The sequence below is a fragment of the Veillonella infantium genome (genome assembly GCF_002959895.1).
GTDB classification, from domain to species: domain Bacteria; phylum Bacillota; class Negativicutes; order Veillonellales; family Veillonellaceae; genus Veillonella; species Veillonella infantium.
In genome coordinates, this window is the sequence record NZ_PPDD01000001.1 from 167,960 (window position 1) to 193,921 (window position 25,962).

Here is a 25,962-nt window from a genome sequence, read left to right on the forward strand (position 1 = left end):
CTTTTTGTATCAAAGTTTCACTGTATCACACAACTAGTATTACACTAGTTTTTATTTAATTCTATCGAAATGTTCCTTTGCAAATTGCATGTCTTGTACGAGTTCTAATGTACCAATATAGTTATTGTTTTGATCGCGTACAGCCATGTAGTTTACATAGAATGGACGACCTTGTTTTTCAAGCCATACTGCCACATTATCGCGGTCACCTTTACGGAAGGAGTCGATAATACCACGTACAATCGGTTCTACCTTTGGTGGATGGCAGGAGTACACATCACGACCAATTGCTGTAGTAGGACGTTTGAATACCTTTTCACCATCATTGAAGTAACGGTTAATATCTTCATGGTCAACGAAGGTTACCTCCATTGGCATTGTATTGAGCATAGCATCTAGTTGATCTACAGTTAAAGTACCACCAATTAAACCGATAGCATTATTATCACCACTTGGTTTTGTAGTTTGCGCAGCTAATGCGGCATCAGCTTCTGGCCAAGCAATGCGTGTTACCCCAAAGATGTCTTCATACTGCGCTGTATCTTTGTAAATTTGATACCAATCTTCTTTGCTGAAGTTTTCTGCACAGATTGGGAACAAGATATTTTGTTCTTTGTAGATCATTTCTTGAGCACGTGTAAGAAGCTCATCAAAGCGTCTATACCAATCATCTACACTTTGGCTAGATTTTGCTAAATCACCTAATTGGTCGCGAATATCGCCATCAACAGTCCACATAACCATGGATGGACCACCAATTGCATAATCCACTTTCAATTTTGGATATAATAAATCGCCTTTTTTAGCATAGTGAACAGATAGTTGACGCACTGTATTCACATCATCATAAGTGGCAGTTTTGTCTGCTACTTTTGGACGAATAGCCTCAATCAACTCATCGAGCGCTTTATTTTCTTCTGTTAATCGGTTTAACGGATGACCTGCAGTCTCTACCAAACCCACAACGCTCTTGCTCTTTTCTTGAGCTTCTAGAACCGCTTCTACCTTAGCATGTTCTGCATCCATTTGTTCATGAATGGTGGAACCATGGAACAACGCAGAGTGAAGGTCACATAATTGTTGTACCTCTTCTAAAGGTGTACCTTCACGCATAAGACCTTGTTCAGCTTTCATGATTTCACTAGCCTCAACATGTTTGAATTGGCTCGCAAAGTCTTCACGAACAGCACCAAGCTCTTCACCAGTACCTAACCGTTTCAAGAAGCCTTTCAATTGTTCTACACGTTCGCTATCTGTAACAGTGTCCTCTTCATTAGTTTCTGTATTTTGGCTAGCTTTAGGCTCCTCTACTTGAATAGCCACAGTCTCTACAGGAGCATCTTTAGCAGATGCTGCTTCATCACCTTGTAGATTTGGCATTTCACCTTCCAAGGTAAAACCAGCTTTCATGAATGCGCTCACGATATCGATCATGGATACGCCTTTCATTTTAGCCCCTTTAGGAATAGTCATGATTTTACCAACAGAGTTCAACATCACTTTATTAGTGATTTCACTGAACCCTAAGCTTTTCATAATATCTACTACTTCAGGATATTCTGTTACCAAATCATATACGGATTTGGACAAATCTAATTTCTTTTCCATTTTGATCCCCTCGTGTCAAAAATATTGTTTATTACTTATGTGAGTAGCCCTCTATACGTACCACTGTGTATACAAGGCAATATATACTGTGAAAGGTTTATCTAACATAACCTATGACCCTATGATAAACGATATCGATTATAAAATCTGTATCCATGGCTATACTTTTGAAAGTTCTTTCTAAAAATATCAACATTTTTATATAAAAATAACGGATAGATAATACATCCCCAGTCAAGCATGAAGGAGAATATATGAACTATCCGTTATCTATTAAAAATATATATCTAGTTTTTAGAGAGATGAAAGTTCTGAGAGATTTATATATTTCTGAGATCAACTAGTTTGAGAGATATACCAATATCAAAAGCTATCTTATTGATGGTGTGGTTTCAAGGCTTTTTCGTAGTTTTCAGATACTTTGTCCCAGTTAATAACGCGGAAGAATTCCTTGATATAGTCTGGACGACGGTTTTGGTAGTGCAAGTAGTATGCATGTTCCCAAACGTCTAAGCAAAGAATGGCTTTTTTGCCTTCTAACAGAGGATTGTCTTGGTTCGCAGTAGATGTCACTTCGAGTTTACCATCTTTGTTTACCACAAGCCATGCCCAACCAGAGCCGAAGCGTGTTGCTGCCGCAGTGGAGAAGCTTTCAACAAAGGCATCATAACCACCAAGATCAGCGTCAATAGCCTCTTTCAAAGGGCCTTCCAATTTAGATGTATCTGGTTTTGTCATGATGTCCCAGAACATAGTGTGGTTCTTATGACCGCCACCGTTGTTGATAACCGCTTGACGGATGTCCTCTGGCACATTAGCGATATCGCCGAGGATGCAGTCTACACAGCCATAAGCAAGATCAGGATATTTTGCGATAGCAGCGTTCAAATTATTAACATACGCTTGATGGTGCTTATCATGGTGCAATTTCATTGTTTCTGCGTCGATAACAGGCTCAAGATAATCATAAGCATATGGCAATGGTGCGAGTTCGAAAGGTTTCATAATAGTCCTCCTTAAATTTAGGGCATGGAACGATATATATCAGTACCTATCGTTCTAGTGAAAGCGTTTCGATGCACCTGCATCTTTATTTTATTTAATTGATATGAATTATCATTATTTATTGTACATTGTATATAGAAAATCGTCAATATGATTTCCCATGTAAAAAGGCTATAGAATAACCTATAGCCTTTACATAAGTTAATCAATATACGATTTGAATACATCCATACTAAAGGTACGTTATACACCCTTGTACTTCAAACTAATACAGTTGCAACAAGCTCGATTAGTCAATGATACACTGACACATTTTCATTGTTGTTAATGCTGCTTGATGAGATTCTTCCGTAACGCCAGCACAGCAGCTAGAATCTACGTAAACAGGGATTTCTGGCAAACCTGCTTTCAGTATAATCGCATTAGAAACAACGCAAATATCAGTACATAAACCAACGAGCGTAATAGACTCAATAGGATTTACCGAGTTCATGCCTTCCAAACGGGATAATAATTCAAAGGATCCAAAGTTTGGCTTATCGATAAAGGATACAGGGCTCATGACAGGACGCCCTTCTGCAGCTTCGATTAAACCTTTCACAATATGCCAGCCCTCTGTATTCTTCACGCAATGTGTAACAGGCAAGAACTTGCCCTCTTGGCTTTCAAGATAATTAGTATCATGCGTATCGCGCGTAAAGATAATAGGCCCGTCAAAGTTCTCAATTTTTTGGCGCACATTATCTACAATCATCTGCGCCTGTGCTGAGCCAAGGGCACCATCTACGAAGTCTTTTTGCATATCAATAACAACTAGAACCTTTTGCATAGTTCCTCCTGTATATAACCTACCAGTAATAAATTATTTATTCACTATACTAGTTATACTCTTTATACTCAATGACATCAATACTAGAAATTTATTCTTTTTCCTCAGCTAACGCATGACGTACGCGGTGTGGCTCATTATGAGCTAGCTTTCCTGCTGCAGCGGCCGCCACGGCACCTACAAGATCATCGAGGAATGTATTACAGTGACCGCCCTCTTCACTATCTAGCTTCTTAATAATACCTGGCTTTACCTTATCTAAATAGCCATAGTTCGTAAAGCCTATAGAGCCATACAGATTAACGATGGAAAAGGCTAGAATCTCATCGATACCATAGAGGCTTTCATCATTAGCCACGATGCGTTGCAAAGGCTGAGACAATTTATTTTGTTCTGTTAACTTGTCGAGCTCAATGCCCGTAATTATCGCATTGTGTACCTCTCGTTTTGAAAGCACGGATGCCACATGCTCACGACACTCTTCAATCTTTAAATTCGGCATATACGGTTTTTGAACGTATAAAACGAGCTCTGCAATATCCTCTACCGTAACGCCACGCTCCGCCAGTAGGTCGTAAGTGTATTTCTCTAAATCTTTTGTAGATTCCATAAGTGCTCCTTTATTTTTTCTTAGGCTTATCACCGGATAGCATAACAATACTAACTGGAATGGTTATCACCAACTCTTCCTCTGTATCGACATGCTTTGTATTCCAAGCCGCCTCTTTGGCAGCCTCTTCAAAGATGGGGTAAGCCTCTCGATCTAATTTCCAATTATTAGGCCCCGCTTCAACAGCCACAATATTACCCTTATCATCAGTCTTAATCTCTACTGGAACAATCAAGGTACCGTCAGCACTCGTTTTGAAAGCCTCACTAGGAATGATGACATTATAAGAGATTTGTTGCTGTAATTCATAGGTACGCTTATCTGTAGGCTTTAAATCAGCCGCTAAAGAAGTAACAGTTCCCATCATAGACGCCAATACGGCTAGTAACACAACACGTTTTAACATAGTTTCCTCTCGACTAAATACTCTCACGCTACACGCAGTATACGTTGATTATACCATTTATGATATGAAAAAATCCCTACCGAATATATCGGTAGGGATTCCTTATATTAGATTTTTTTAACCATTTCAGATTTCAATGCCATTGCACCGAAACCATCGATTTTGCAATCGATATCATGGCCATCGCTTGCACCAGTGATGAGGCGAATATTCTTTACGCGCGTACCTTGTTTCAAGATGCCCGCACCTTTTACTTTGAGGTCTTTTACAACTACAACTGTATCGCCATCAGCTAGCTCGTTGCCGTTAGCATCGCGAATGATACCTGCTTCAGCTGCAGCTTGTGCGTCAGCCGCTGTCCATTCATTGCCGCACATAGGGCAGATAAACATATGACCATCTTCGTATGTGTACTCATCGCCGCACTTAGGGCAGTTAGGTAAATTTGCCATTTAGATCTCCTTTTCTCACTACATAATGAAAGTATTATACCATATAAAACTTTATTCCACTAAAACATTATAACTACTCTATAAAATAGTTATATCTCTATTAATCAATGCTTATTGTATCGCATATTAGTTCGCATTATAATAATAGTGTAGCCGACGAGGTTGGGCCTCTCTTCTTTTTAGAAGGGGGTGAAACTATGAGTGATTTTGAAATTTTATCAATTGTCATAGATATTTTGACAATTCTCATTTCTTTCGGCTCACTTATTGCCCTTATTTGCTTTACAAAAAGCAAATAGCCCTTCGTTACAGCTCGTAGCTAGATAAAACGAAAAGGCCATTTCCTGATTTTTTCAGTTTTTTGAGATGAGCCTGACGTCTCTACTCGCTCGGCTATCTACTCATATTATAGGTTGAATACCATATATCGTCAAATTATGATTAATAGGAGGTACCTACCTCCACATTGATACAAGTGCTATATACCATCTACAATAAAAAACCTAATCAATCTCATTTCTCTTTATTAAAGTTTCATACAACTCTAACTTATCTTCTAGATTATTCTTATAGCCTTCCAATCGTTTAATTTCGGCCTCAATAAACCGATAGTGGTCTTGTAACAGTGTCATTCTTTCATGAACCGTATGAGATCCGGCATACCTTAAATCCGCATACCGCTTGATATTCGCAAGCGGCATTCCCATGTCTTTCAAGCGTTTAATAAACTGCACAAACCCCACATCCTCCGCATGGTAATTGCGAATGCCGTTCTGCCGCTCGATGTGAAGGAACCCTTGATCCTCATAATATCGTAATGTAGAAATAGACAGTCCCACCAATTTTGAAAATTCACCGATTTTCATACTTTCACCACCTTGACCTCAAGTATACTCGAGCATATATCATACGTCTAGACGGAGGTAATAATTATGAAAGAAACACGTTTTAACATCGGTATGAACACATTGAAACAAATTGACGGGCTGCACGGCGAGGAGGTGTATAACACAATTCAAGAGATTTCACCGGCCATAGCCGATTTATTGGTCGAGCTGTTCGGCGACATCTACACGCGCCCCAACCTGGATTTCAAGGAACGGGAACTGATTACGCTCGCATCCCTATTAACGCTGGGCGGTTGCGAGGCACAGCTGAAAGTACACACCAATGCGGCACTCAATGTCGGTATTGCGCCCGAGCAAATCGTAGAGGTCTGTACCCACTGCATCCCCTATGCGGGATTTCCACGCGTGCTGAACGCACTGTTCACGGTGAAAGCGGTCTTTGAAGAACGAAACATACTGTAATTAAGGAACGACAGTAATAAAAATCTATTAATAAATATTAGTCTATTTAAAACTAACAAAGGGAGACTCTTGATAAAGTCTCCCTTTTATTCGTGTAAAAGTTGTACGAAATTAATTCGTATTTTTCAATATTCAAAATCCGCTATATACTAATAACGAAAGAGCCATTAACGTGAGTTAGGTTCATCTCCGTCTTTTCGAGGGAGGTGACATTATGACTGTATACGAAGCATTATCATTAATGATTTTATTCGCTACCCTCGTAGTGTTAATTCTTAAGAAATAATCAGTTATTTGATTATAAAATAAGATAAACCTAACGTTTAAGACTAAGTACTGCAATACTTAGACACGTTAGGTTTATCAAATTCGTAATTCTTTGATGAGCCTAACGCCTAGAACACGTTAACTGGCTCTTTTGTACTTATAGTATAGTCTGAATTCTAGAGGCTGTCAATTTACATCGTCCTTAGAGGATATTATAAAATGAAATGGAATATAAATAATAACTTCTTCTTTAACATCAATATACCCTATATTCCAAACTGTATCTTTTGCAGACTGTACTAATTTTGAATATATCTCATCATTAGATATATTCTCATTTGGATCTAACTCAATTATTGAGTTTTATATTAACAAAACAAATAAAATATGTCCATTCAGTCCAAGTTCCAAAGAAAATAACTACAAAAGGGAGACTCACAACGGAGTCTCCCTTTATTCATCTATACCAAATCAACTAAACATCTACAATCCTTGCAGAAGTTGTAAATAATCTTGCCGTTGACTAAATATATTATATATACGCACTTCTTTTTCATCATCAAAGACACGATATAAAATAATATTTTTATTAATAATCAACATTCGATAGTTTTTATTACGTAAAACAGTATGTCTTGGAATCGTGCCCATATAAGGATTATCCGCTAATAAAAGGATTCTATCCTTAATATCTTGATAAACAGACTTGGCAATTTCATTGGAAAAAGATTGCTTTACATGCAGAACAATATGATGCAATGCCTGATCGGCCTGTGCCATAATAATGATACGATAAGCAGTGTCTTCCATAACTATTCGGCCTCAGCTAACAACGCTTCTATGCTGATAAAAGTATCCTCAATAGGACCCATTCTACCTTTTCGTTCGTCTTCCTCAGCCAATGCAATAGCCTCTAATAATTCGATCTGTGCTTTCAATTTATTATAGGTTTCATATCCCATACATACCGTATCACCACGACCATTTACCGTCATAATACAAGCTTCGTCCCCTGTTTTCAAAACTGTAGAGATTTCATTATATTTATTTCTTAAATCCGACGATGGTCGAATACTTTCACGTAATAACCCCATAAAAGCACCTCCTCATATACAAATTATATCATAATTTGTATATGAATTGTGAATCACTAATCCTATCCTAATCGTTTACGCAAGATAGCATAGAGAATCATACTAACAATAACGCTCATAACGGCTTGAATGGTATTGGTCACAATACTAGCAATGGCTACGCCTGGATCGAATACAAAGTATTCAGCGATGAAGTAGCCTGCTACGATGATAATGCCACCTACAATGGTTGCCACCAAGGCAGAGGTAGTTGTCTTATTGTTATAGACAGTACCGACAAGATAGCCTTCAATGCCTTTCACCACAAAGGTGATTGGTACAAAGACTACGTAGCCGAGAAACAAATCAGCTAGCGCCGGGCCGATAGCACCAATATAGGCGCCATATTTTCGACCTAATAACAGAGCTGACGTCATAATAACGACATCTCCTACATTGAAATAGCCGCGAATGCCAGGTACTGGGATTTTCGTGTACATGGTAAACAATGTTGCGAGGGCAATCAATACGGCTGTGAGTACTAACGCGGACGTAGTACTGCGGTTTTGAACGTGTTGCATAGCGTCCTCCTTATAAAAATAGACATGTGACTATATCCATCACATGCCTATACTATATACCTTTATGGTAACACCTGCAAATACATAGAATTAACTATAAAAAATACTATTAACAGTACTCTTCAAAACGTTCCTCTACATTGTAGAGAACCTCGCAATCACACCCGCCACCTTCCTTGATAATCCAGTCTAGTACGCTTTCAACATCTACCTTTTGTTTTTCTAAAAACTCTCTTGTGAAAGTCAGACTATGATCGCAACCGTCATTTGCTTCTAATTTCTCGTCTACATAATCAAAGAGATTCCAAAATAATTCTTCGTCCATAGGTAAACTATCTTTAAAATTCTGTTTTTCTTTAGCTTTATAGCCTTTCAATAATTCCTTTTTACGCGCTTTGTCCATTATGATTACTCCCTTTTATGTATTATAAGTTATAGCTCATGACTTATATCTCAAGCCTTATTTCTCATATAATTCCGGTCGTTCTAATATAGTGCCATACTTCAACTTTGGTAGTTTAATTAATTGAGGGTACAACTGCTTAACCTCTTTACAAGATTTTAACGTAAGATGTTCTAAATTATTGAGTTCTAAAATGGGAGAGTAGTCTTTATCTATCACCTTTGCCGTTAAAAAGCTGAAAAAGCGCAACTGTTTCATATGGCGTAGAAATTCTAAGGATTGAACCTTAAGAATTTTAGGAGCGGCGAAGTCACCTTCTAAGGCAAGACTTTCAAGATGTTTTAGATTAGCTAATGGCACATAATCATCAATTTGTTGAAAGTTTTCAATCGACAGCGCTACTAAATTTACTAATCTTGAAATAGGCTCTAAGCTCGATACACTTCTTCCTGACCCAATGTGTAGATATTCTAGTTCTTGTAAGTTCTCTAATTTTGAAATATCTGGATAAACGCCCCATTTTATATGTAATTTTTTGAGTCTCTGTTGGGCACACACCGCATCAAATAACTCCTGTGGCATTCTTGTACAAAACATGAGCTCTGTAAAAGTATCTGGATTATTTACTAGAAAATCACACCACTCCATCCAAATTCGCTTCTTATCTTTAGCAGAATAAGACTCATCTAACTGTGTGCAGTTGATTATCAGCTTGTCTTCACCATCATATTCAGAGACCTCTACCACAGATTTAGGCCGTGCGTCATCCTTATGATAGTAGTCAAAGCCATATTTAATTTGCTTTTCCGTTAACACTGCCATTTACAATTCCTCATCTTCGTCAGTCCTATAATTAATTTATCTATAACCAGAGCCATGACCAACAGATTATAACGGGCCTAACAAATTGATACGAGCACATGCCCCTTCGCTTCTAGCACTTTTTTATAGAACACCTTCATCTGCTCGAAATCATGAAGAAGTTCATCTTTGATTTCTTCCTCTTCCTCTTCATAATCCCAAATATTTGGGTAAAGCTCTGCCTCTTTGCAGGCTGCCATATCAAAAGATTCGAGAGCTGCTTCCATGTCAAACTGTTCTAGAGCCGCCACGATATCTGCTAACTTATCGTGTTCGGTATACGCTAAGTAATCCGATATTTCTTCAACAGCTGTTATGCCAAGCACAGCTTGACTAAGAGGGTTATTATCATCCTTATGGTCAGTGCTTACGCCGGTAAGCACGAAATGGAGCACATCCCACATCTTGTCGATATCAAGCAATAATTCATCATCGTCATTCCACTCTTCAACGCTCTCAAGAATTTCCTCTTCTTCTGCGCCCATGGCTTTAAGCTCTTTTAAATTTACATCGCTTAAACAGCTATAATTAGCAATTAATCCCATAGTCCATAACCTCCTAATCCTATAATCTCAGTAGAAGTGTAATAATCTGTAATCCCCTTAGATATATAGTACTCTATCGCTTATTTAGTACTCTATCTCTGTCAGTAATTCTAGTAAATTAGCCTCTCCTTCATTAGCTTTATTTAATAATGGCTTACCTAGTAAAAGCACTTGCAGTGAGTAGTAATAGAAGCTAAAGAATAAATCATCAGGAAATACATCTTCTTCCTCATATCTAAGAACGTCTTCATCTTCATCGTAGTCTTCAGACCATAGGTATTCTTCGTTGAGCATATCCTCAAAGTTCGGCAATGGATCTGCATGCTCTAGCATAAGACCATCTCGGATACACTCAGCAATCACAGTAAACAACTCAATCAATTGTTCTGCTAAATAATGAGCTACTTCATTCTGAGCGCTCTCTTCCTGGGCTTTCTTAAAAATACGAAGCAAGAAAATCATGGCGAATGGTGTAGCATGCCACAATGTGGATTGATGCTCAATATTTAACGCTATGTCCTCACCAGCCACATCAACAGCTTCAATACTGTCCATCTTCCATAAAACATCAAATTGATTAGGAAAATCTGTGCCCCGTCCATAAGAGGTCGTTAACCGATGCCACGGTATATCACTGACTTGTACGGTCTCTATGTATTTTTTAGTTACAGTATCCATTAAATTTACACCTTTATAGTAACAATTTTATATTTGCACATTTATATGTACGCCATAGATCAGTGCATTTATCGATGATTATTCCTGAACAACCTCTTTCACTAGTTCATAGGTGTCTATGAGACGCAGTTTTCCAATCCTAGGCTCATCTGTAATCTCCTCATAGATATCCTCAAGCGTTCTTCTTGGTGCTAGTGTCCATAATTTACACGGATATAGTTCAACTGTCCCGATAATTTCCAAATTATCCAGTAACAAGCCTAAGTCCTTATGATTGAACCAACAGTCTGTATCGATACCAAAATTTGTATTATCTTTTCGGCATGCGATTTTGCTGTTTAGAAACTGCTCCATTGTCGGTTTTTCTTCTTGTAAAAGCCGCGTACAGGCTAAATGATATTCGATTTTCCGCGGTGATTGATCCACGTCAGAGACAAAAATAGCACCATACTCGTTTTCAAATTTAACAGCTAATACGTCGCCCACCTTAAAATAAGGTACTCTTTTTGTTTTAGATTTACGAACCTTAATAGGCTTCGGATTTTCGCTCTGTAGCTGTACTGCTAACTTATCCAATACCTTTTGACGCTGTTTAAGGGCCTTATCATCGATTTCCAGCCAAAACTCATTAGGACCCTGAGCGATTATATCCAAGGCTTTCTGTTTAATATCAGTTGATAGATGCCCTATCTTCCATAACGAATAGGCCACCGCAGTCCAATAAATTTCTGTATAAAACTCATCAGTACAAAAATTTTCTTCTTCACTTAAAATGTCAGAAATGATCGTATCTACACTGATACCATCCTTGTACCGCTCAACAATGGCATTATAAATATCATGACCGTCGTCACTATCTATGATCTTCACTCCGTCAATTGCCATACGATTCTCCTATAACAACACAAAACCGCTTGAAATACTCTTTTATTGCTGATTATTTTCCCATTTTACATATTAAAAAAATAGACTTTCATATGGTGTAATGCTACCATCCTCTTCATGGTAAAAGCCTTGGTACAGAGGTTCTCGATGTGCCGCATCATAGAACTTTTGTAATTCAACAGCCACATTTGCTTCGGAAGGCATACCTAGCGCCTTGACAACCTCTTCCCATATTTCCATTTCTGTATAAGAAGCGATTTCATCATAACGCTCATTGGCATAGGCTTCGAGAGTATCCATGTCTGTATACTGGCTGGAGTCACAATAATCATGCCAGCAAATGCTATATACCAACAAATAGATTAAATCATCTATACTTTCAGCTATACGACCACATTGACCTTCGCTGCTGACATAACCGATAGAGCCATCCTCTAATTGATGATATTCACCGCCGGCACCATCTCGAGCAAAAGCCTTTCCATCCAAGGAAAAGGTGCATCGCCCCTCTACCTCATCCCGCTCCGTTGGCTCATCGAGCAAAAAGAAATCAAATAAAGCATCAAAATCTGCTGCTAAGCTAGAGTCTTCCTGTAATATTTTTAAATAATCCATATTCTTACCTCTTATAGATTCGCATATTTACTCTATTTCATCTCTTATTTTCCCGTAATTCTAACAACGTAGAAACCTCGTCCATATCGAGATTAAACATGTTACTTTCAAGATTAATAGGTTCAAAATAGTAACGAACTATATCTGTACCAAATTCATCTTCTAAATTGGCCCATTCTGCCCCTGAAAGCACGGTAAACCCAAGCGTATCGTTTCCAAGGCTTTCAACAAACCAGCGCACCTCATAATCAGGCTGAACGAAGTCGTTAAAGTATTTGATGGTTACATCCCGATCTTTCTCATCACCGTAAGGAATTTGCAGTTCTTTATCGCCCTTTTGTAACACAATATCGTCACCATAAGGCTTGCCATTGTTAACGGTTTGAATGTCGATAGGCTCATCCATCATATCATTAAAATAGTTCACCACATCTTCGTCATCCTCGCGCCAATCAATCCAGATGATAGCTTCAGAATCAAACAAATCATTTAGATCCATATCATTGGCAAAAAAACTTTTTAATTCTTTATACAGATTTTCCATCTTCTCTCTCCTATGTATCACTTATAGCTTTAGCTAAACTTCCTCACCAGTGTTACCACTTTAAAACAACACTATAAAGTTTCGTAAATCACATCTTGTTGAGCCGTAAAATTTTCATCAAAAGAAACTAAAATATATAGATGTCCTGCCGGTGATTCGCCCACATCATAGCCTAGCGCAAATGCGTCGTAACAACCTGATTTATCTAACATTATATCCGTTAGTGTAAGTACAACAGACTCTTCTTGCGGTATTTCCTTTTGTATAATTTCCTGTGCTAGTTGGTCTAATTCATCTAATTGAACATATAATTGTTTCCACATTGATAGTGAAAGCACCTCAGCCTCAGTATAACCGGTACAACTAATATTGAGGTTTTTAAAGGCTTGTCCTACAGTCTCTAAATGATTAGTACCCAATCTGCGAGATACAAAGTAAACGCCATACGGTTCTTCAGACCAGCTTTCAACATTCCATAAAGTCATTAATTCGGATTTTCTCATCAGGACGCTCCATTAGTTAATCATCCCGCAATATCTGCATCATCAGGGTTTCCCTCCGCATCAATATGAGCTATGATACAGTGCCCCCAGAAGATATCATCGTCGTCATAATAGACCTCTATGGTGCCATCGTTACGAAATGCCAATTCACCCATCGTAATACGCTTAGCAAATACGTCTGACGTAATCGGATCTTGGTCATCATTGTCGAGCCAATCATTAGCAAGATCTAGTAATTTTTCACTAATATAGGTACTAATTCGTTGTTCAAATGCTTTAAAATTATCGATTGTATTGAAAGCAGCCAATGCTACGGTACAACTTTCATCAGAGTCCTCATCCACATCAAGGGTGAAAGCATAATCATCAATTCTGGCTGTGTAATATTGATACTCTCGATTTAACAGGAAGTCACCCCGGTCAGTATGAAGGTATTTAGGGGTTTTCAAATACGCCGACAACGCCTCTAATTCTCTATGTTTAGCATGCTCCTCTAATACCTCAAGCACATAATAGCGATTATTCCAAGAGGGGCGCATATAGCCCAAGTCCTCTAAAGGCTTTGCTTTCTTAACCAATAATTTATAGACCCCATGGGGCTCAAAAGAATAACCCCATCTATCATCAAGGCCCTCAATAATCCACGTCAAAATGCCTTCGCTACGGTCAAGCATACCAGTTCGAGTATCTAGGATAGCATCGGTGTCCACCAGTGGTCTATGATACTTATCTAAATAAGGACTAGCCCCATTCGCATCGCTGCGTGGCAATGCATAGATTTCAAACTCTTCCGATTCAAACTCTGCTTCATATTCTGGTAAACGTACAATACTCATATGACTCTCTCCTATTCATCACATTTTACGGTACAAACTATTTACAGTTAGAACTACATCCTTTTACAGATGATGCCATAGTATAATTACTTCTATAACATTAAAATGTTCTGTTGCATCACAAGTGTTCAGCTACATCAATTCTATGTAATAGTTCTTTCGCTAGTTCTTTGGCTATTTTGAATTCCTCATTTGAAAGCACCATAAGTACAAAGCTATCGGTTCCTGTGTCCATGCCTGCTAACGTATAGTTTTCCCACGTAGAATTAAGACTAGCACACCAGTCCATAATAACTTGATCTTCATCTAATGTTGCTGTATCAATAGTTAGATTTTCTCTAGTATCTAAAGACTTATTACGTATTAACTTCTGTACATGATAAATAAAATCCTCTAGTTCACATTTACAGTCTAACTCTACGGCATATCCTTTAGAGAGTAGTTCCTCATAGAGGTTCCACCAGCTATCTTCCAATTCTTCCAGGGAGCTCAACTTTACCTTGGTCATAAACGATTTAGCTTGTTTTGCATCACCTAGCAACAACGTTGCTAATTCTGTAAATGTAGATCGCATCTGATCAATATCTAGATACACTGCTTCTACACACAAACTATAGTCAGGTACTCTGCGTTTTTTCATAAAAGCCCGCATCATCTTCACTGCGTCAGGATAACTTACATCAGCCATACGATAGGTCTTGCCATCTATATCTAAGAATAAATCTACTGCATCCTGCGTTTTACCTACACGTGCTTTCATGGCTGTACATCCATCGATGGCATGAGGTGGGTATAACTCCATGTACATATAAAATCCATCATGCATAGCCTTTAAGGTATTATCTATTCCGACTATATTAAAACCGTTTCCATTAGAACCAGGGCTCTTCAAGCGCCATTCTTCGAAATTATCAAATAGTTTTTCTTGAATCCAATTGTAAAAGCTCATATGCACTCTCCCCCATATACTGCTGTTTACATATAATGTTTAACTGACTATGTAACTAAATATGTAACTAAATATGTAACTAAATATGTAACTGAATATGTAACTGAATATGTAACTGAATATGTAACTGAATATATATCTTAATTATATCATTATTAAGGAATACTTATAATGAAAGCATAGGATAAAAAATACCCCTACAAGATACGTCTTGTAGGAGTATTGATCACACTATTTGGATTCTTATTTAGGTTCTAATTATTTAGATTCTAATTTAGCTGCCAATTCAGTATATTTTCGTTCTAACTCATTATATTTTTCAGATAGGTCTTTCATATCTTTCTTGAGTTGTGTAGCATCTTCAGTAGTTACCTCTTCAGAGCTTTTACCAAATTTAAAATTGGCACCTAAGCTAATAGAATTACGGCCGTTACCAACGGTAGTAGCAGCATTAAACATGGTGTTTTTATTAGGGCGATAGAACGCACCTAACGCCGCTGCATTAGCATTTTTATAGTTACCAAAGCCAACAGAGTAGGACCATTTGTCATGTTTATCGAAATCTAATGGATGCAAGCCAGCGAGTGCTGCAGAAGCCGCTGCTACGCTAGATACTTGTTGATCAGTGTAGGATTTAGCTTCATTTAAGCTATTAGCACCGCCATTAATAATACGATTATTTAATGTATTAATATCGCCTTCTATAGTAGTGATACGGTTTTCATGATTATCTACCACGTCTTTAATGGCATGTAATTGGGAGCCATTGACTGCATCAGTAGATGTCGCAGATACACGGCCTGCCGCTACATTTGTAATCGTACGTTCTGCACCACTATCACCAATGCTCAATGTACCAACCGCATTTCCACCAGCAAAGTTATAGGTTCTGCCGCCGATAACACCAGAGTTAGTAGATACAGCTGTAGCAGTAACAGACTTAGCACCTAGTGCAATGCTATTATCTGTGGCAGCCTTCGCATTCGTACCGATAGCGATGGAGTTTTCATTAAGAGCTTTAGCTGCATTTCCGATTGCAGTAGCGCTTTTACCAGAAGCCTCCGCTACAAAGCCAATAGCATTGGATGCAAAGCCTGTCGCTTTAGAAAGGCCAATCGCATTAGCCGCTCTGCCGGAAGCTACGGAAGACACACCAAGTGCTGTGGAGTATGTATCAGATGCTTGCGCATTATCACCGATAGCAGTGGATTGAGCACCAGTTGCTTTGGAAATAGTACCTACTGCAGTACCACCCCAACCAGTTGCTACAGAGTCAGTACCAATGGATACTGCTAATTCATCTGCTGTCGTATTTCTACCAATTACAATACTACCTGCTTTAGCAATATTTGCGGCTTTGCCGATAGCAATAGAATCCACACCAGTTACAGATGCATTTGTACCGATAGCGATACCATTTTCCTTAGTTGTACTTGCACTATGACCAATTGCTAAAGAATCTTTTTCTGCTGCATTCGCTAATGTACCAGCAGCAAAGGCACTTTTACCAGCACTAGTAGAATAGTTACCCAATGCTACAGAGTCCTCATTAGACGCCACAGTTTTAAAGCCTAACGCTGTAGAGTACGCACCGCTAGCATTTGCATAGGAACCAACTGCAGTTGTATTCATAGCCGTTGCTTCTGCATTAAAACCAAACGCAGAAGATTGATTACCAGAACCTATGGAGCTATAACCTACCGCTGTAGCATAATCATTTTTTGCTTTTGCATTATAGCCAATCGCTGTGCCCATAATGTTATTGGCCTTTGCATTATTACCAATAGCAACTGTATTTAGAGCAGTTGCTTCCGCTTTACGACCAATGGCATACGCATCATCGGATGTTGCTTTCGCAGTATCACCAAAGGCGATAGCATTATTACCTTGAACCTTAGCACCAGTACCACCTACCAAAGCATTATTACCTTTAATGGTATTATTCTTACCTAAAGCCACCGAGTTTTGTCCGTCAATACTATTATATGAACCAACTAATAAAGAATTAATCGCATTGTCATTATTGGCATGGCCAAAGCCGCCTACGATATTATTAGTACCACCAACAGTATTGCTAGTACCTACTACCAAGCTGTGAGTAGCAGAGTTTGTATTATACCAACCTGCTACGATACTGCCCGGACCAGATGCAGTATTATTCATTCCAGAGGTGATACTATTAGAAGCAGAAGGTCGAACTGTATTATTGTCACCACCGAGCAATATATTATTTACAGGAGAGAACATACCATTCTCAACTTTGTTATTTCCACCATAAGCAATGGAATTCTGCATACTTAATGGCGCAGCAGTTGTAGCACTAATATCTAAATTGGATGCTGCAAACGCTGTTGTAGTAATACCTGCGGTAATCATAGCCGTTAACAGTAATTCTTTTTTCATTTCGTTTCCCCCTTTTAAGACAACACAAACAATAAACCTAAAAAAAAGATTCAAACCTATCTAATGGAACTTGAATCTTATTGTACCCCTCTATACACTATTCATTGTCAAAATATGAATAAAATATGAATATTACTCTAATATTATAAGTCTAGCTCATAAGAATTGCAAGATAATACAAAAAAGAAGGCATACTACTTATAAAAGCTGTATGCCTTCTTTTCTATATTGGTGCGCCTAACCGGAATCGAACCAGTGACACGCAGTTTAGGAAACTGCTGCTCTATCCTACTGAGCTATAGACGCATGTATACTTTATTATATCGTTTTTAATAAAGTATACGCAAGGCGTCCTTATTGTTGTAGGTATTGGTTATTCACTTGTTTTTGTTCTTCTGGGCTAAGGTTTTGGTAGCCTTTAGCTAAGGCACTTACCCAAGATCCGTAAGCAGGGTTTGGGAATACCACAAAGGTAGTACCAAAGTCTTCTTTATGAGCATCGATGATAGCATTTCTTTCAGCTAAGGTCTTACCTTTTGTACCAATTGGGAAGTCACCGGCATTATCACCCATGTATAGAACGACATAATATTTTTTAGCAATCATATCGAAGCGAGGTTGTTTATCAGAGTCTTTTTCGAATAGTAGTACATGGTCTTTATCGACGGATGGGAATCCTAGTTCCTTAAAGTTTTGTACTGTTGCATCATAGTTAACAGGTGCATATCGGTTTGAAACGTAGAATATTTCAACACCTTGTTTATGTACTTCATTTAGGAATTCAACAGCACCAGGCATGGCTTGCGATTTACCTTGATGCACAGCTTGACGCCACCAAGGAGCATCGAAGCGACCATTGCCATTAGCAATGCTTTCACCCATCAGTTTAGTATTATCCACTACAGTTTCGTCCGCATCAAGAACAATAGCAAGAGGTTTTCTTTGATGAGATGGATCAGTAACAGCCATCTTAACAAGATTTAGCGCCACATTGTACCCTTGATACGCTAGTGCTCTGTACTCTGCAGAGGTGCGCATCCATAAGAGTCCCATTGTTTCTGTTTCGGCTTGGTACTGCTGTTTTTGCTTCAGTGCTGTCTGCTCATCTAGTACTACTGCAGCTTTTGCCGGCTCACTGTTAGCAGCTACCGTATTCGTAGCCGCTATACTATTAGTCGGTCGAGTTGATTGAACCTGTGCTACCATCGCTGTAGGAACTACAGGATTTGCCTTCACTGTCGTCGGAGAATCCGCCTGTACTACGGAACCTACGCAAAGACTACCGCCAAGGCAAGCCACCCCTACATACCATGCTAAACTACTACGTTTCATAATTGCCTCCTATCCACATGTGCTCTCTGTATACATACAATACACAATGTAATTCTACATAGGTATACGAAAGTCCTCTATAGCTTTATAGGCTATCTGTGTATTTTAATCGATTTACACAAGAACTATGCTATAATACAGCTGTTGATAGTATTAGAGAGTTCTTATAAAAAAGAGGTATATGTAATGAAAGTATGTAAACGATTAATTATTACCAGTTCACTATTAGCTGTATTGGCTATATCATCTGCGTACGGGGCTACACCTGTACAGCCAAGTGAAAGCACAGACACTGCAGTGGTTGATATGGATTATTCTAATATTCCAGAGTTAAAAAAATCTATCGAAAGCGCAACTCCTGCTATGGTGCAATCTACGCTTGATGCTTCTAATGGAAAACCTACTAAAGATAAGCCCATCTATTCAACAGTGACTATGTCTGGTAACCGTGTTGTATCCGTAAAAACTTACAAAACTAAAGAAGAACAAGAAAAAGCCATATTAAAAGAGCGTAAACGCTTAGACAAGGTCACTGCTGAACGTCAGGCTAAAAGAAAAGACGAAACACGCACAGATATGCTAAAAGGTTTAACACCAATACCGTCCTATCCACCGGTAAGCGAAACACGTGTATTACAAAGCGAAATGTTCTCTAGACCATTCGGCAGACAACTAGATTTGCGTTTAGTAGAGGCCTATACACAAGATTATGACAAGGCCAAACCTGGCGATATTTATGTCTATGCAGATTATGTGGACTACACATCTAAACAGCTATTAGGTGAAAAAGATGGTACCACTGCTATTTCAGCTATGATTCTACGTGTAATCATGAGAAAAGACGAAAACAAGGCTTTCAGCATTGATGTAAATGCGTACTTCATAAATCCAACAACACATACCATTTCCATAAGTCGGTCCGAAGATGTAAAGGGTATCGATATCAAGAAAGAGGAAAGAGCTGAAGCTGTATTTAAACTACCATCACACCAATTACAAGCCGGCGATCCACAGTATGAAATCGCTAAGCTTATGTATCAGGACCTAACAAATAAAAAATTTGATTAATAATATTTAAATACAATCTCCATGACAAAAGCCCCTCCTTACTATGTCCTACATAGCAAGGAGGGGCTTCGTCTTAGTTACGCTGGACGGCTCCAGTCGACTTGTACGTCGATAGCTTCCCACATGCGTGTTAAAGCTAATTTTAGGTTATCTAAAGATTCTAATGGTTTTACAGTCAACCGTTCATATGTATCAAGACCTGTAGCATGCTCGATGGCATGTTCGTCGTTCAAGTAAGCGATAACCTTATCAGCCCACTCTTGTTCAGGTAAATCTACGGACACTGTTTTTGCTTCTGTATCATAGGACAAGAAGCCATTGCTGTTGATGCCATAATGGATGGCTACACGAAATAAACTCATATCTATACCTCTCTTGCGGTAATTTTTAAACACTATATCCATATTGTAACATGAATAAATATATTAGCGAAAGTATTCAATATAAACTTTATGAGTCTATTGTATCGAGTTATATGTCTTCGTTAAGGTCGCCTACATCACCATTCTTATATAGGTCAAGACTCTTATCCATTTTATTAGATTCCACATCCTCATTAGTAGATTGTGCATCTACTGCGGCCTTTAGTTCCGATCGCTTTCTACGCGTTCCATTGTCTCCGTGAAAGCGCTGCCATAATGCGCCACTCATAACGGCCGTTTCACCAAATTTAGACTCTAATGAATCTAATACACCAGCCAGTTTATTTTCAGTCTCATTTTTAGATGATTCGAAAAGACTATCTTGCATAGGCACCTCTTCATCGAGACCACTTACGGTAAGGCCTAATAGTCGTATAGGGCCCGGGGGATCCATAAAGGCAATCTCACTAGAACTACCATAGTTTGAACTACTATAGTTTGAATTAGTAGATTTTAAATTTGTAGATTTAACCTTCGTAGTGGCTCCTAATAGTTCAATGTCGTTCTTTGTGCCTTTCGGTTTTTTACTGGTCTTATCTTGCATGAGTTTGTTCCACAAGAGCAAAGCCGTTTCAAAAAACACATGCTCATGGTCTGATGGTGTATCTAACCGCTTTTGGCGAGATACGGTGGTGAAATCATCGTACCGAACCTTAATGGATACGGTATGACCTAAGAGATTACGTTTTCGCAATCGTTTTGATAAGCGGTTAGCAAAATATCTAAACTCTAATTCAATAGCACTACCATCCGTTAAATCTTCTTCGTAAGTCTCCTCCGCACCAATAGATTGTATTTTGCGATCTGTTTCCACCGGTCTATCGTCAATCCCATTCGCTAGTTCCCATATGCGGCGCGCCTGGTTGCCCACGAGGGGAATTAAACTACTTTCATCAGGCAACGCTTGAATATGACGCATCAAGTGAAAGCCTCCTGTTTTCAAGATTTTTTCTGTACGAGGACCTACGCCCCAAATGCGTTTAATCGGTAATGGAGCTAAAATCTCTTTTTCACGGCCATAAGGTATGACTACAAGGCCGTCGGGCTTATCTAAATCGGATGCCAATTTGGCAAGGAATTTATTCGGTGCTAGCCCTGCAGAGATAATAAGACCTGTTTCCTCAAATACTCGATCTTTAATGGCTCTGCCCAGTGCTTTTGGTCCACTATACATGGTAGACATACCGCTAACCTCGAGAAAGGCTTCGTCGATAGATAGAGGCTCAATGTGAGGCGTAAATTCTTTCATAATAGAAAAAATCTGATGGGATACCTCTTTGTAACGATCCATACGCGGATACACATAGATGCCATCGGGACAGAGTTTCTTAGCTCGTGAAATAGGCATCGCCGAATGAACACCGAATTTGCGAGCCTCATAGGAGCAGGTAGCAACGACGCCACGTGAAGAAAGACCACCCACAATTACGGGGTGGCCTTTATATTCTGGATGATCCAATTGTTCGATGGACGCGAAAAATGCATCCATATCAACATGCATAATCCATCGTCTCATTGTTACGCTTCTTTTTCGTGCTCAGAAATACGGCAGTATTTAATTTGCGCGCAAATACACTCATCCTTAGATTTATATAATTGAGGGATGATCTCTAAAATATCGCCAAATGTAGCTTCATTAATGGAATAACGAGTCCATAAGCCATTACGTTGAGAGTTAACTACACCTGCATCAATTAAGATTTTCATGTGGTAGCTCAACGTAGATTGGGATAAATTGAAGCTAGCTAAAATATCAGCTGCACATAATTCATTGCAAGACAACATATCGATGATGTGTAATCTTGTTTCATCGCTTAATGCCTTGAAAATCGTAGCTAAACGTTCGTAAGAAACTTCAACCATATCTTTAACTCCTCAAATCCGTATCAAAAAATGTCAATCTACTTTCTAGACTCTATTATATACTATTTCTTAATGTAAATCTATTTTTTTCTTTATATTTGTATCTTAATAATTTATTATGAATATCAATTTTATATAGATGGGTAATTTTTACCACATTATAAACTAATTTAAGCACGTCATAGTTTGTATATTGTGAATATTTTAAATAAATTTTCATCTCATAGATTTATTTAGTTATACATAATTTTGCATATATAAAAATTGTATAAAATATTTTTCTATAGAATTTTCGATATACACATTTTCCGATAACCTTATAGCATACTTCGATATACCGCACTACATTAGCAACCGAAAGGATTAGATGTATTATACTTTTTTTTGTAGTCTAAATCATTTCATTACAAAAGGCTCCTCTTAGAGGAGCCTTATCTGTATAATTCTATAAACCGATTGCATAGCGGTAAAATTTTAACAATTATACTGCTAAATCTACACTATCGAATGCAATCATTTACATTATATCAAATTAGTATAGCTTAGAATACGTTTACCAAGTCGATAGTTTGGTTACGGTTAGGACCTACGGATACGATACCCAAAGGTACACCTGTTACCTCTGCAATACGTTCTACATATTTGCGAGCATTTTCAGGAAGATCTTCGTATTTACGGATACCAGAAATATCTGTTTCCCAACCTGGCAATGTTTCGTACACTGCTTCGCATGCTTCAAGGTCTTTCAAGTTAGCTGGGAAGCCTTCTACATCTTTACCATTCAATTTATAACCTACGCAGATTTTCAATTCTTTGAATGTATCAAGAATATCCAAACGAGTAATTGCAAGGTAATCAAGACTGTTAAGACCTGCCGCGTATTTTACAACCATAAGATCTAACCAACCGCAACGACGAGGACGACCAGTTACAGTACCGAACTCATGACCAAGTTTGCGAAGGTTATCGCCAGTTTCATCAAGAAGCTCTGTAGGGAATGGACCTGCACCAACGCGTGTTGCGTAAGCTTTTACTACGCCGAAGATATTTTTCAAGTAGTTAGGACCAATACCAGCACCTGTGGAAGCACCACCAGCGATTGGATGAGAGGATGTTACGAATGGATATGTACCGTGATCAAGGTCAAGCATAGTTGCTTGCGCGCCTTCGAACAATACCTTTTTATCCTCTTGAACTGCTTTCAAAACAGCGATGTTAGTGTCTGTTACATATGGTTTCAATGCTTCAGCATATTTGATGTAATCCGCTAAGATTTCATCGTAGTTAACAGGTTCAGCATCATAAACCTTTGTAAGCATTTTGTTTTTGAATTCTACATTGTATGCTAATTTTTGTTTGAATGTATCCAAGTCATACAAATCGCAGATACGGATGCCGATACGGTTAATCTTATCAGCATAGCAAGGACCGATACCGTTTTTAGTAGTACCGATTTTAGCATCCCCTTTAGATGCTTCCTCTGCATTATCTAAAGCGATATGATATGGCATGATAACATGCGCACGGTCAGAAATTTGAAGAGATTTAGCAGATTTACCTTGTTTTTCAAGACCTTCAATTTCTTGTAACAAAACTTTAGGGTCGATAACAACACCAGTACCAACGATATTTTGTTTATCATCATACAAGATACCACTTGGTAATAGGCGAAGCGCAAATGCTTTGTCATCTACTACAACAGTATGACCTGCGTTATTACCACCTTGACTGCGCACTACAACGTCCGCACGTTCCGCAATCCAGTCAACGATCTTACCTTTACCCTCGTCACCCCATTGAGTGCCGATAACCATACTTGTTGCCATATCTATATCCTCCATGTGAAAGTCTAAATAATTCACTAACATTATACAACAATGTTCGGACTCTGTGAAAGTATTTATACAAATTCAATCTTTAGTTTCTTCCCAAAGGCGTGAGCAATTTTTTGCAACGTTTTCAAAGACGGATTACCATTTCCATTTTCAATCTTACTAATATCAGACTGGGTAATGCCTGTTAATTCAGATAACTGCATCTGAGTCATATGAGCTGCGAGACGAGCCTCTACAATATTTTGAATGATTTGATATTCATCCTCTAACGCATCCCACTCTTTTTTAAACTTCGGATTTTTTAATTGTTTCTCTAAATATTGATCTAACGTTTCCATATTATGTATACCTCTCAATATAATCATTCTTATATTTAACAGCTAGCTCAATAGCATTCTTCGGTGTTTTCATAGATTTTTTTATAAAACCATTAGTTAAAACAATTCGCTTTCCTACAAAAAAGAAATACAATATTCTAGAAATATTTTAACCTTGCTTCGTTCGTAACTCATAAATACCATCTTCTAAATGTTTAGACTGAGGCTCTCTCAAACAATTGCCATATAATTCAAGTATCTTTAGATCTCTAATTGTTTTAGCACGTTGCTTATCTGAGAGCTCATTTAAGAATACTTTTGCTGGCTTTTCTCCACTAAGAGTTTCATAAAAAACAACAGAAAACGTATCCATCATATTCCCCCTAATACTAGAAGAAATCTTCACCTAAATTATATGTTAAAACATATATATAGTAAAGATATTGAAATATAGAAAGTCAAAGTCTTACTATAACCAATATAAATATCTAATCTTCTAAAGTAAACAAATGGGAGGTGACTATTAGTCACCTCCCACGTATTGACATTTTATCTAATCAAAGTATTCTATTTTGGCTCCTTTAACCAGAAGCTCATTAGGAGCCCCATAAGTCCTACAGGTATCAATGTCATCAATGCTGTTTGCACACCATAGATATCAGCTAAATGGCCTACATATGGAGCTACAAGGCCACCTAAAGTAATGCCTAGACCTAAGGTAATTCCCGATGCAAATCCTGCATTTTTTGCAAGATATTTTTGACCTAATACCGTAATTGGTCCATATTGTGAAAATACGCCAAAGGCCATCGGTATCATAGCACCGAAGAAGCCCCAGATATTTGGTACAAAGATAAATACTAAAACAGACGGCAAGAAGATAAGATTACCTAAACGTACCGTTTTCAGGAAGCCTAATTTATCAGATAGAGCACCGCCCATATAAGTAAGAACCGCGCCCATTGCAAAGTACATAGTTAGCGCCAAACTAGAGGCACTGGCTTCGCCGTTTATAACGGTAATATACAAAATAGGGATAAAGATGGATAGTACAGAGAACAATATGGAGCGAGAAGCAATGACAAAGAATAACTTGCCGAAGCTTACCCAATCGTTGGCACCAGTATTAGTGGACTTAGCAGAGCTTTTACTTTCACCAACAACATCGGTAGCCGCAGAACCTGTAAAGGCATACACATACAATAACACGCCAATTAAGGCAATGGCCGTGAACACCCAAAGGAACTGAGCGCCAAAGACGTACACACCACCAGCAAGGAGCGGCCCCATTGCAAAACCAGCACTACCACCTACGGCAAAGCGCCCCATAGCATTACCAAGCTCATTGGATTGCATACGGTTTACAAGAAGTGCTGCCTCAGGATGGAACAATGCAGCCCCAAGGCCTGCAATGAGCGATAGAGCAAGTATCATCTCATAGCTCGTCGCCAGTGCAATGGAACTAATGGAGACTAATGTTATGGAAAAGCCTACTGGAATAAACCAAGGCACGCGCCACCGATCCGCCACATAGCCCAAGATAGGTTGGGCTACAGAAGCCACGATGGTGTTACAGAAAATGATAGATGCTGATTGATAGTAGTTAAGCCCAAAGTTAGCGATAAAAAACGGTATAAGCGCCGCTAGAGATCCTTGTCCAAAGTCATTAATACAATGAAAAATAGGCGGTCCGTACTTTCGTATAATACGTTTCATATAACCTCCTAAGATAAATAAAAACAGGTAGATATAGCCAACACCT

31 protein-coding genes, 1 tRNA gene and 1 pseudogene are annotated in these 25,962 nt (G+C 38.5%); 3 read left to right on the forward strand and 30 right to left on the reverse strand.

Annotated features, from left to right (window positions below):
- Positions 1–51 precede the first annotated feature (51 nt).
- From VCHSUH03_RS00775 to VCHSUH03_RS00805, 7 genes are all read right to left on the reverse strand, one after another.
- The gene (locus tag VCHSUH03_RS00775; RefSeq protein WP_105093708.1) at positions 52–1,608 is read right to left on the reverse strand and encodes a DUF438 domain-containing protein; all 1,557 of its coding nucleotides are present in this window, start codon (positions 1,606–1,608) and stop codon (positions 52–54) included.
- A gap of 375 nt (positions 1,609–1,983) precedes the next feature.
- The gene (locus VCHSUH03_RS00780; RefSeq protein WP_105093709.1) at positions 1,984–2,613 is read right to left on the reverse strand and encodes a superoxide dismutase; all 630 of its coding nucleotides are present in this window, start codon (positions 2,611–2,613) and stop codon (positions 1,984–1,986) included.
- A 289-nt stretch (positions 2,614–2,902) separates the two neighbouring features.
- Entirely contained in the window at positions 2,903–3,442 is a 540-nt protein-coding gene (locus VCHSUH03_RS00785; RefSeq protein WP_105093710.1) for a cysteine hydrolase family protein, read from the reverse strand.
- A 91-nt stretch (positions 3,443–3,533) separates the two neighbouring features.
- On the reverse strand, positions 3,534–4,052 hold the full coding sequence (locus VCHSUH03_RS00790; RefSeq protein WP_105093711.1) for a phosphatidylglycerophosphatase A family protein: 519 nt from the start codon (positions 4,050–4,052) through the stop codon (positions 3,534–3,536).
- Between the two features lie 10 nt (positions 4,053–4,062).
- Positions 4,063–4,458: a hypothetical protein gene (locus VCHSUH03_RS00795; protein WP_105093712.1), complete on the reverse strand. Its 396-nt coding sequence runs from the start codon at positions 4,456–4,458 to the stop codon at positions 4,063–4,065.
- Positions 4,459–4,565: 107 nt separating this feature from the next.
- Positions 4,566–4,910, reverse strand: a complete 345-nt coding sequence (locus tag VCHSUH03_RS00800) for a zinc ribbon domain-containing protein YjdM (protein WP_060923753.1) — start codon at positions 4,908–4,910, stop codon at positions 4,566–4,568.
- 503 nt (positions 4,911–5,413) lie between these two features.
- Positions 5,414–5,776 (reverse strand): MerR family transcriptional regulator, encoded by a 363-nt coding sequence (locus VCHSUH03_RS00805; RefSeq protein ID WP_105093713.1) that lies wholly within the window; start codon positions 5,774–5,776, stop codon positions 5,414–5,416.
- A gap of 66 nt (positions 5,777–5,842) precedes the next feature.
- Between VCHSUH03_RS00805 and VCHSUH03_RS00810 the strand changes: the two genes are divergently transcribed.
- Both VCHSUH03_RS00810 and VCHSUH03_RS09655 read left to right on the forward strand, forming a co-directional pair.
- Positions 5,843–6,220, forward strand: coding sequence for a carboxymuconolactone decarboxylase family protein (locus tag VCHSUH03_RS00810; RefSeq protein WP_038141050.1), 378 nt, complete (start codon positions 5,843–5,845; stop codon positions 6,218–6,220).
- Between the two features lie 214 nt (positions 6,221–6,434).
- Entirely contained in the window at positions 6,435–6,506 is a 72-nt protein-coding gene (locus VCHSUH03_RS09655) for a putative holin-like toxin (protein ID WP_219565824.1), read from the forward strand.
- Positions 6,507–6,970: 464 nt separating this feature from the next.
- Here the strand turns inward: VCHSUH03_RS09655 and VCHSUH03_RS00820 are convergent, their stop codons facing one another.
- From VCHSUH03_RS00820 to VCHSUH03_RS00895, 16 genes are all read right to left on the reverse strand, one after another.
- Positions 6,971–7,297 carry a type II toxin-antitoxin system RelE/ParE family toxin gene (locus VCHSUH03_RS00820; protein WP_105093714.1) on the reverse strand — a complete coding sequence of 109 codons (327 nt, stop codon included), beginning with the start codon at positions 7,295–7,297 and terminating at the stop codon, positions 6,971–6,973.
- Between the two features lie 2 nt (positions 7,298–7,299).
- On the reverse strand, positions 7,300–7,581 hold the full coding sequence (locus tag VCHSUH03_RS00825; protein ID WP_105093715.1) for a type II toxin-antitoxin system Phd/YefM family antitoxin: 282 nt from the start codon (positions 7,579–7,581) through the stop codon (positions 7,300–7,302).
- Between the two features lie 62 nt (positions 7,582–7,643).
- Positions 7,644–8,141 carry an ECF transporter S component gene (locus tag VCHSUH03_RS00830; RefSeq protein WP_105093716.1) on the reverse strand — a complete coding sequence of 166 codons (498 nt, stop codon included), beginning with the start codon at positions 8,139–8,141 and terminating at the stop codon, positions 7,644–7,646.
- A 109-nt stretch (positions 8,142–8,250) separates the two neighbouring features.
- The gene (locus tag VCHSUH03_RS00835) at positions 8,251–8,544 is read right to left on the reverse strand and encodes a DUF2695 domain-containing protein (protein WP_105093717.1); all 294 of its coding nucleotides are present in this window, start codon (positions 8,542–8,544) and stop codon (positions 8,251–8,253) included.
- A 57-nt stretch (positions 8,545–8,601) separates the two neighbouring features.
- On the reverse strand, positions 8,602–9,366 hold the full coding sequence (locus VCHSUH03_RS00840) for a leucine-rich repeat domain-containing protein (protein WP_105093718.1): 765 nt from the start codon (positions 9,364–9,366) through the stop codon (positions 8,602–8,604).
- Between the two features lie 77 nt (positions 9,367–9,443).
- Positions 9,444–9,950 carry a YfbM family protein gene (locus VCHSUH03_RS00845; RefSeq protein ID WP_105093719.1) on the reverse strand — a complete coding sequence of 169 codons (507 nt, stop codon included), beginning with the start codon at positions 9,948–9,950 and terminating at the stop codon, positions 9,444–9,446.
- An 84-nt stretch (positions 9,951–10,034) separates the two neighbouring features.
- Positions 10,035–10,628, reverse strand: a complete 594-nt coding sequence (locus tag VCHSUH03_RS00850) for a hypothetical protein (protein WP_105093720.1) — start codon at positions 10,626–10,628, stop codon at positions 10,035–10,037.
- A 78-nt stretch (positions 10,629–10,706) separates the two neighbouring features.
- A complete protein-coding gene (locus tag VCHSUH03_RS00855; protein WP_054747324.1) occupies positions 10,707–11,513 on the reverse strand; it encodes a hypothetical protein in 807 nt (268 codons plus the stop codon).
- Between the two features lie 72 nt (positions 11,514–11,585).
- Positions 11,586–12,128, reverse strand: coding sequence for a hypothetical protein (locus VCHSUH03_RS00860; protein WP_105093721.1), 543 nt, complete (start codon positions 12,126–12,128; stop codon positions 11,586–11,588).
- Between the two features lie 37 nt (positions 12,129–12,165).
- On the reverse strand, positions 12,166–12,672 hold the full coding sequence (locus VCHSUH03_RS00865; RefSeq protein ID WP_105093722.1) for a hypothetical protein: 507 nt from the start codon (positions 12,670–12,672) through the stop codon (positions 12,166–12,168).
- Positions 12,673–12,743: 71 nt separating this feature from the next.
- Positions 12,744–13,175, reverse strand: a complete 432-nt coding sequence (locus VCHSUH03_RS00870) for a hypothetical protein (protein WP_105093723.1) — start codon at positions 13,173–13,175, stop codon at positions 12,744–12,746.
- Between the two features lie 20 nt (positions 13,176–13,195).
- Positions 13,196–14,011, reverse strand: a complete 816-nt coding sequence (locus VCHSUH03_RS00875) for a DUF2262 domain-containing protein (protein WP_105086041.1) — start codon at positions 14,009–14,011, stop codon at positions 13,196–13,198.
- A gap of 118 nt (positions 14,012–14,129) precedes the next feature.
- A complete protein-coding gene (locus VCHSUH03_RS00880; RefSeq protein WP_105086042.1) occupies positions 14,130–14,960 on the reverse strand; it encodes a DUF6630 family protein in 831 nt (276 codons plus the stop codon).
- A 258-nt stretch (positions 14,961–15,218) separates the two neighbouring features.
- Positions 15,219–17,363, reverse strand: a complete 2,145-nt coding sequence (locus tag VCHSUH03_RS00885; RefSeq protein WP_105093724.1) for a YadA-like family protein — start codon at positions 17,361–17,363, stop codon at positions 15,219–15,221.
- A gap of 229 nt (positions 17,364–17,592) precedes the next feature.
- Positions 17,593–17,669: transfer RNA gene (locus tag VCHSUH03_RS00890), tRNA-Arg, on the reverse strand.
- Between the two features lie 48 nt (positions 17,670–17,717).
- Complete coding sequence (locus VCHSUH03_RS00895; RefSeq protein WP_105093725.1) at positions 17,718–18,695, reverse strand: 5'-nucleotidase, lipoprotein e(P4) family; 978 nt, start codon at positions 18,693–18,695, stop codon at positions 17,718–17,720.
- 186 nt (positions 18,696–18,881) lie between these two features.
- On the opposite strand from VCHSUH03_RS00895, the gene VCHSUH03_RS00900 reads away from it, so the two are divergent.
- Entirely contained in the window at positions 18,882–19,763 is an 882-nt protein-coding gene (locus tag VCHSUH03_RS00900; protein WP_105093726.1) for a hypothetical protein, read from the forward strand.
- 77 nt (positions 19,764–19,840) lie between these two features.
- On the opposite strand, the gene VCHSUH03_RS00905 is transcribed toward VCHSUH03_RS00900, so the two are convergent.
- The 7 genes and pseudogenes from VCHSUH03_RS00905 to VCHSUH03_RS00935 all read right to left on the reverse strand — a co-directional run bounded on the left by VCHSUH03_RS00905 (position 19,841) and on the right by VCHSUH03_RS00935 (position 25,916).
- Positions 19,841–20,125, reverse strand: coding sequence for a hypothetical protein (locus tag VCHSUH03_RS00905; RefSeq protein ID WP_105093727.1), 285 nt, complete (start codon positions 20,123–20,125; stop codon positions 19,841–19,843).
- Between the two features lie 109 nt (positions 20,126–20,234).
- Entirely contained in the window at positions 20,235–21,701 is a 1,467-nt protein-coding gene (gene dinB / locus VCHSUH03_RS00910) for a DNA polymerase IV (RefSeq protein ID WP_105093728.1), read from the reverse strand.
- A 2-nt stretch (positions 21,702–21,703) separates the two neighbouring features.
- Positions 21,704–22,048, reverse strand: a complete 345-nt coding sequence (locus tag VCHSUH03_RS00915; RefSeq protein WP_009352539.1) for an ArsR/SmtB family transcription factor — start codon at positions 22,046–22,048, stop codon at positions 21,704–21,706.
- A gap of 542 nt (positions 22,049–22,590) precedes the next feature.
- Positions 22,591–23,874, reverse strand: a complete 1,284-nt coding sequence (locus VCHSUH03_RS00920) for an adenylosuccinate synthase (protein WP_105093729.1) — start codon at positions 23,872–23,874, stop codon at positions 22,591–22,593.
- 74 nt (positions 23,875–23,948) lie between these two features.
- Entirely contained in the window at positions 23,949–24,221 is a 273-nt protein-coding gene (locus VCHSUH03_RS00925) for a helix-turn-helix domain-containing protein (protein WP_105093730.1), read from the reverse strand.
- Position 24,222: 1 nt separating this feature from the next.
- Positions 24,223–24,576: pseudogene (locus VCHSUH03_RS00930) on the reverse strand (type II toxin-antitoxin system RelE/ParE family toxin).
- Between the two features lie 191 nt (positions 24,577–24,767).
- Positions 24,768–25,916, reverse strand: coding sequence for an MFS transporter (locus VCHSUH03_RS00935; protein WP_105093731.1), 1,149 nt, complete (start codon positions 25,914–25,916; stop codon positions 24,768–24,770).
- Positions 25,917–25,962 lie beyond the last annotated feature (46 nt).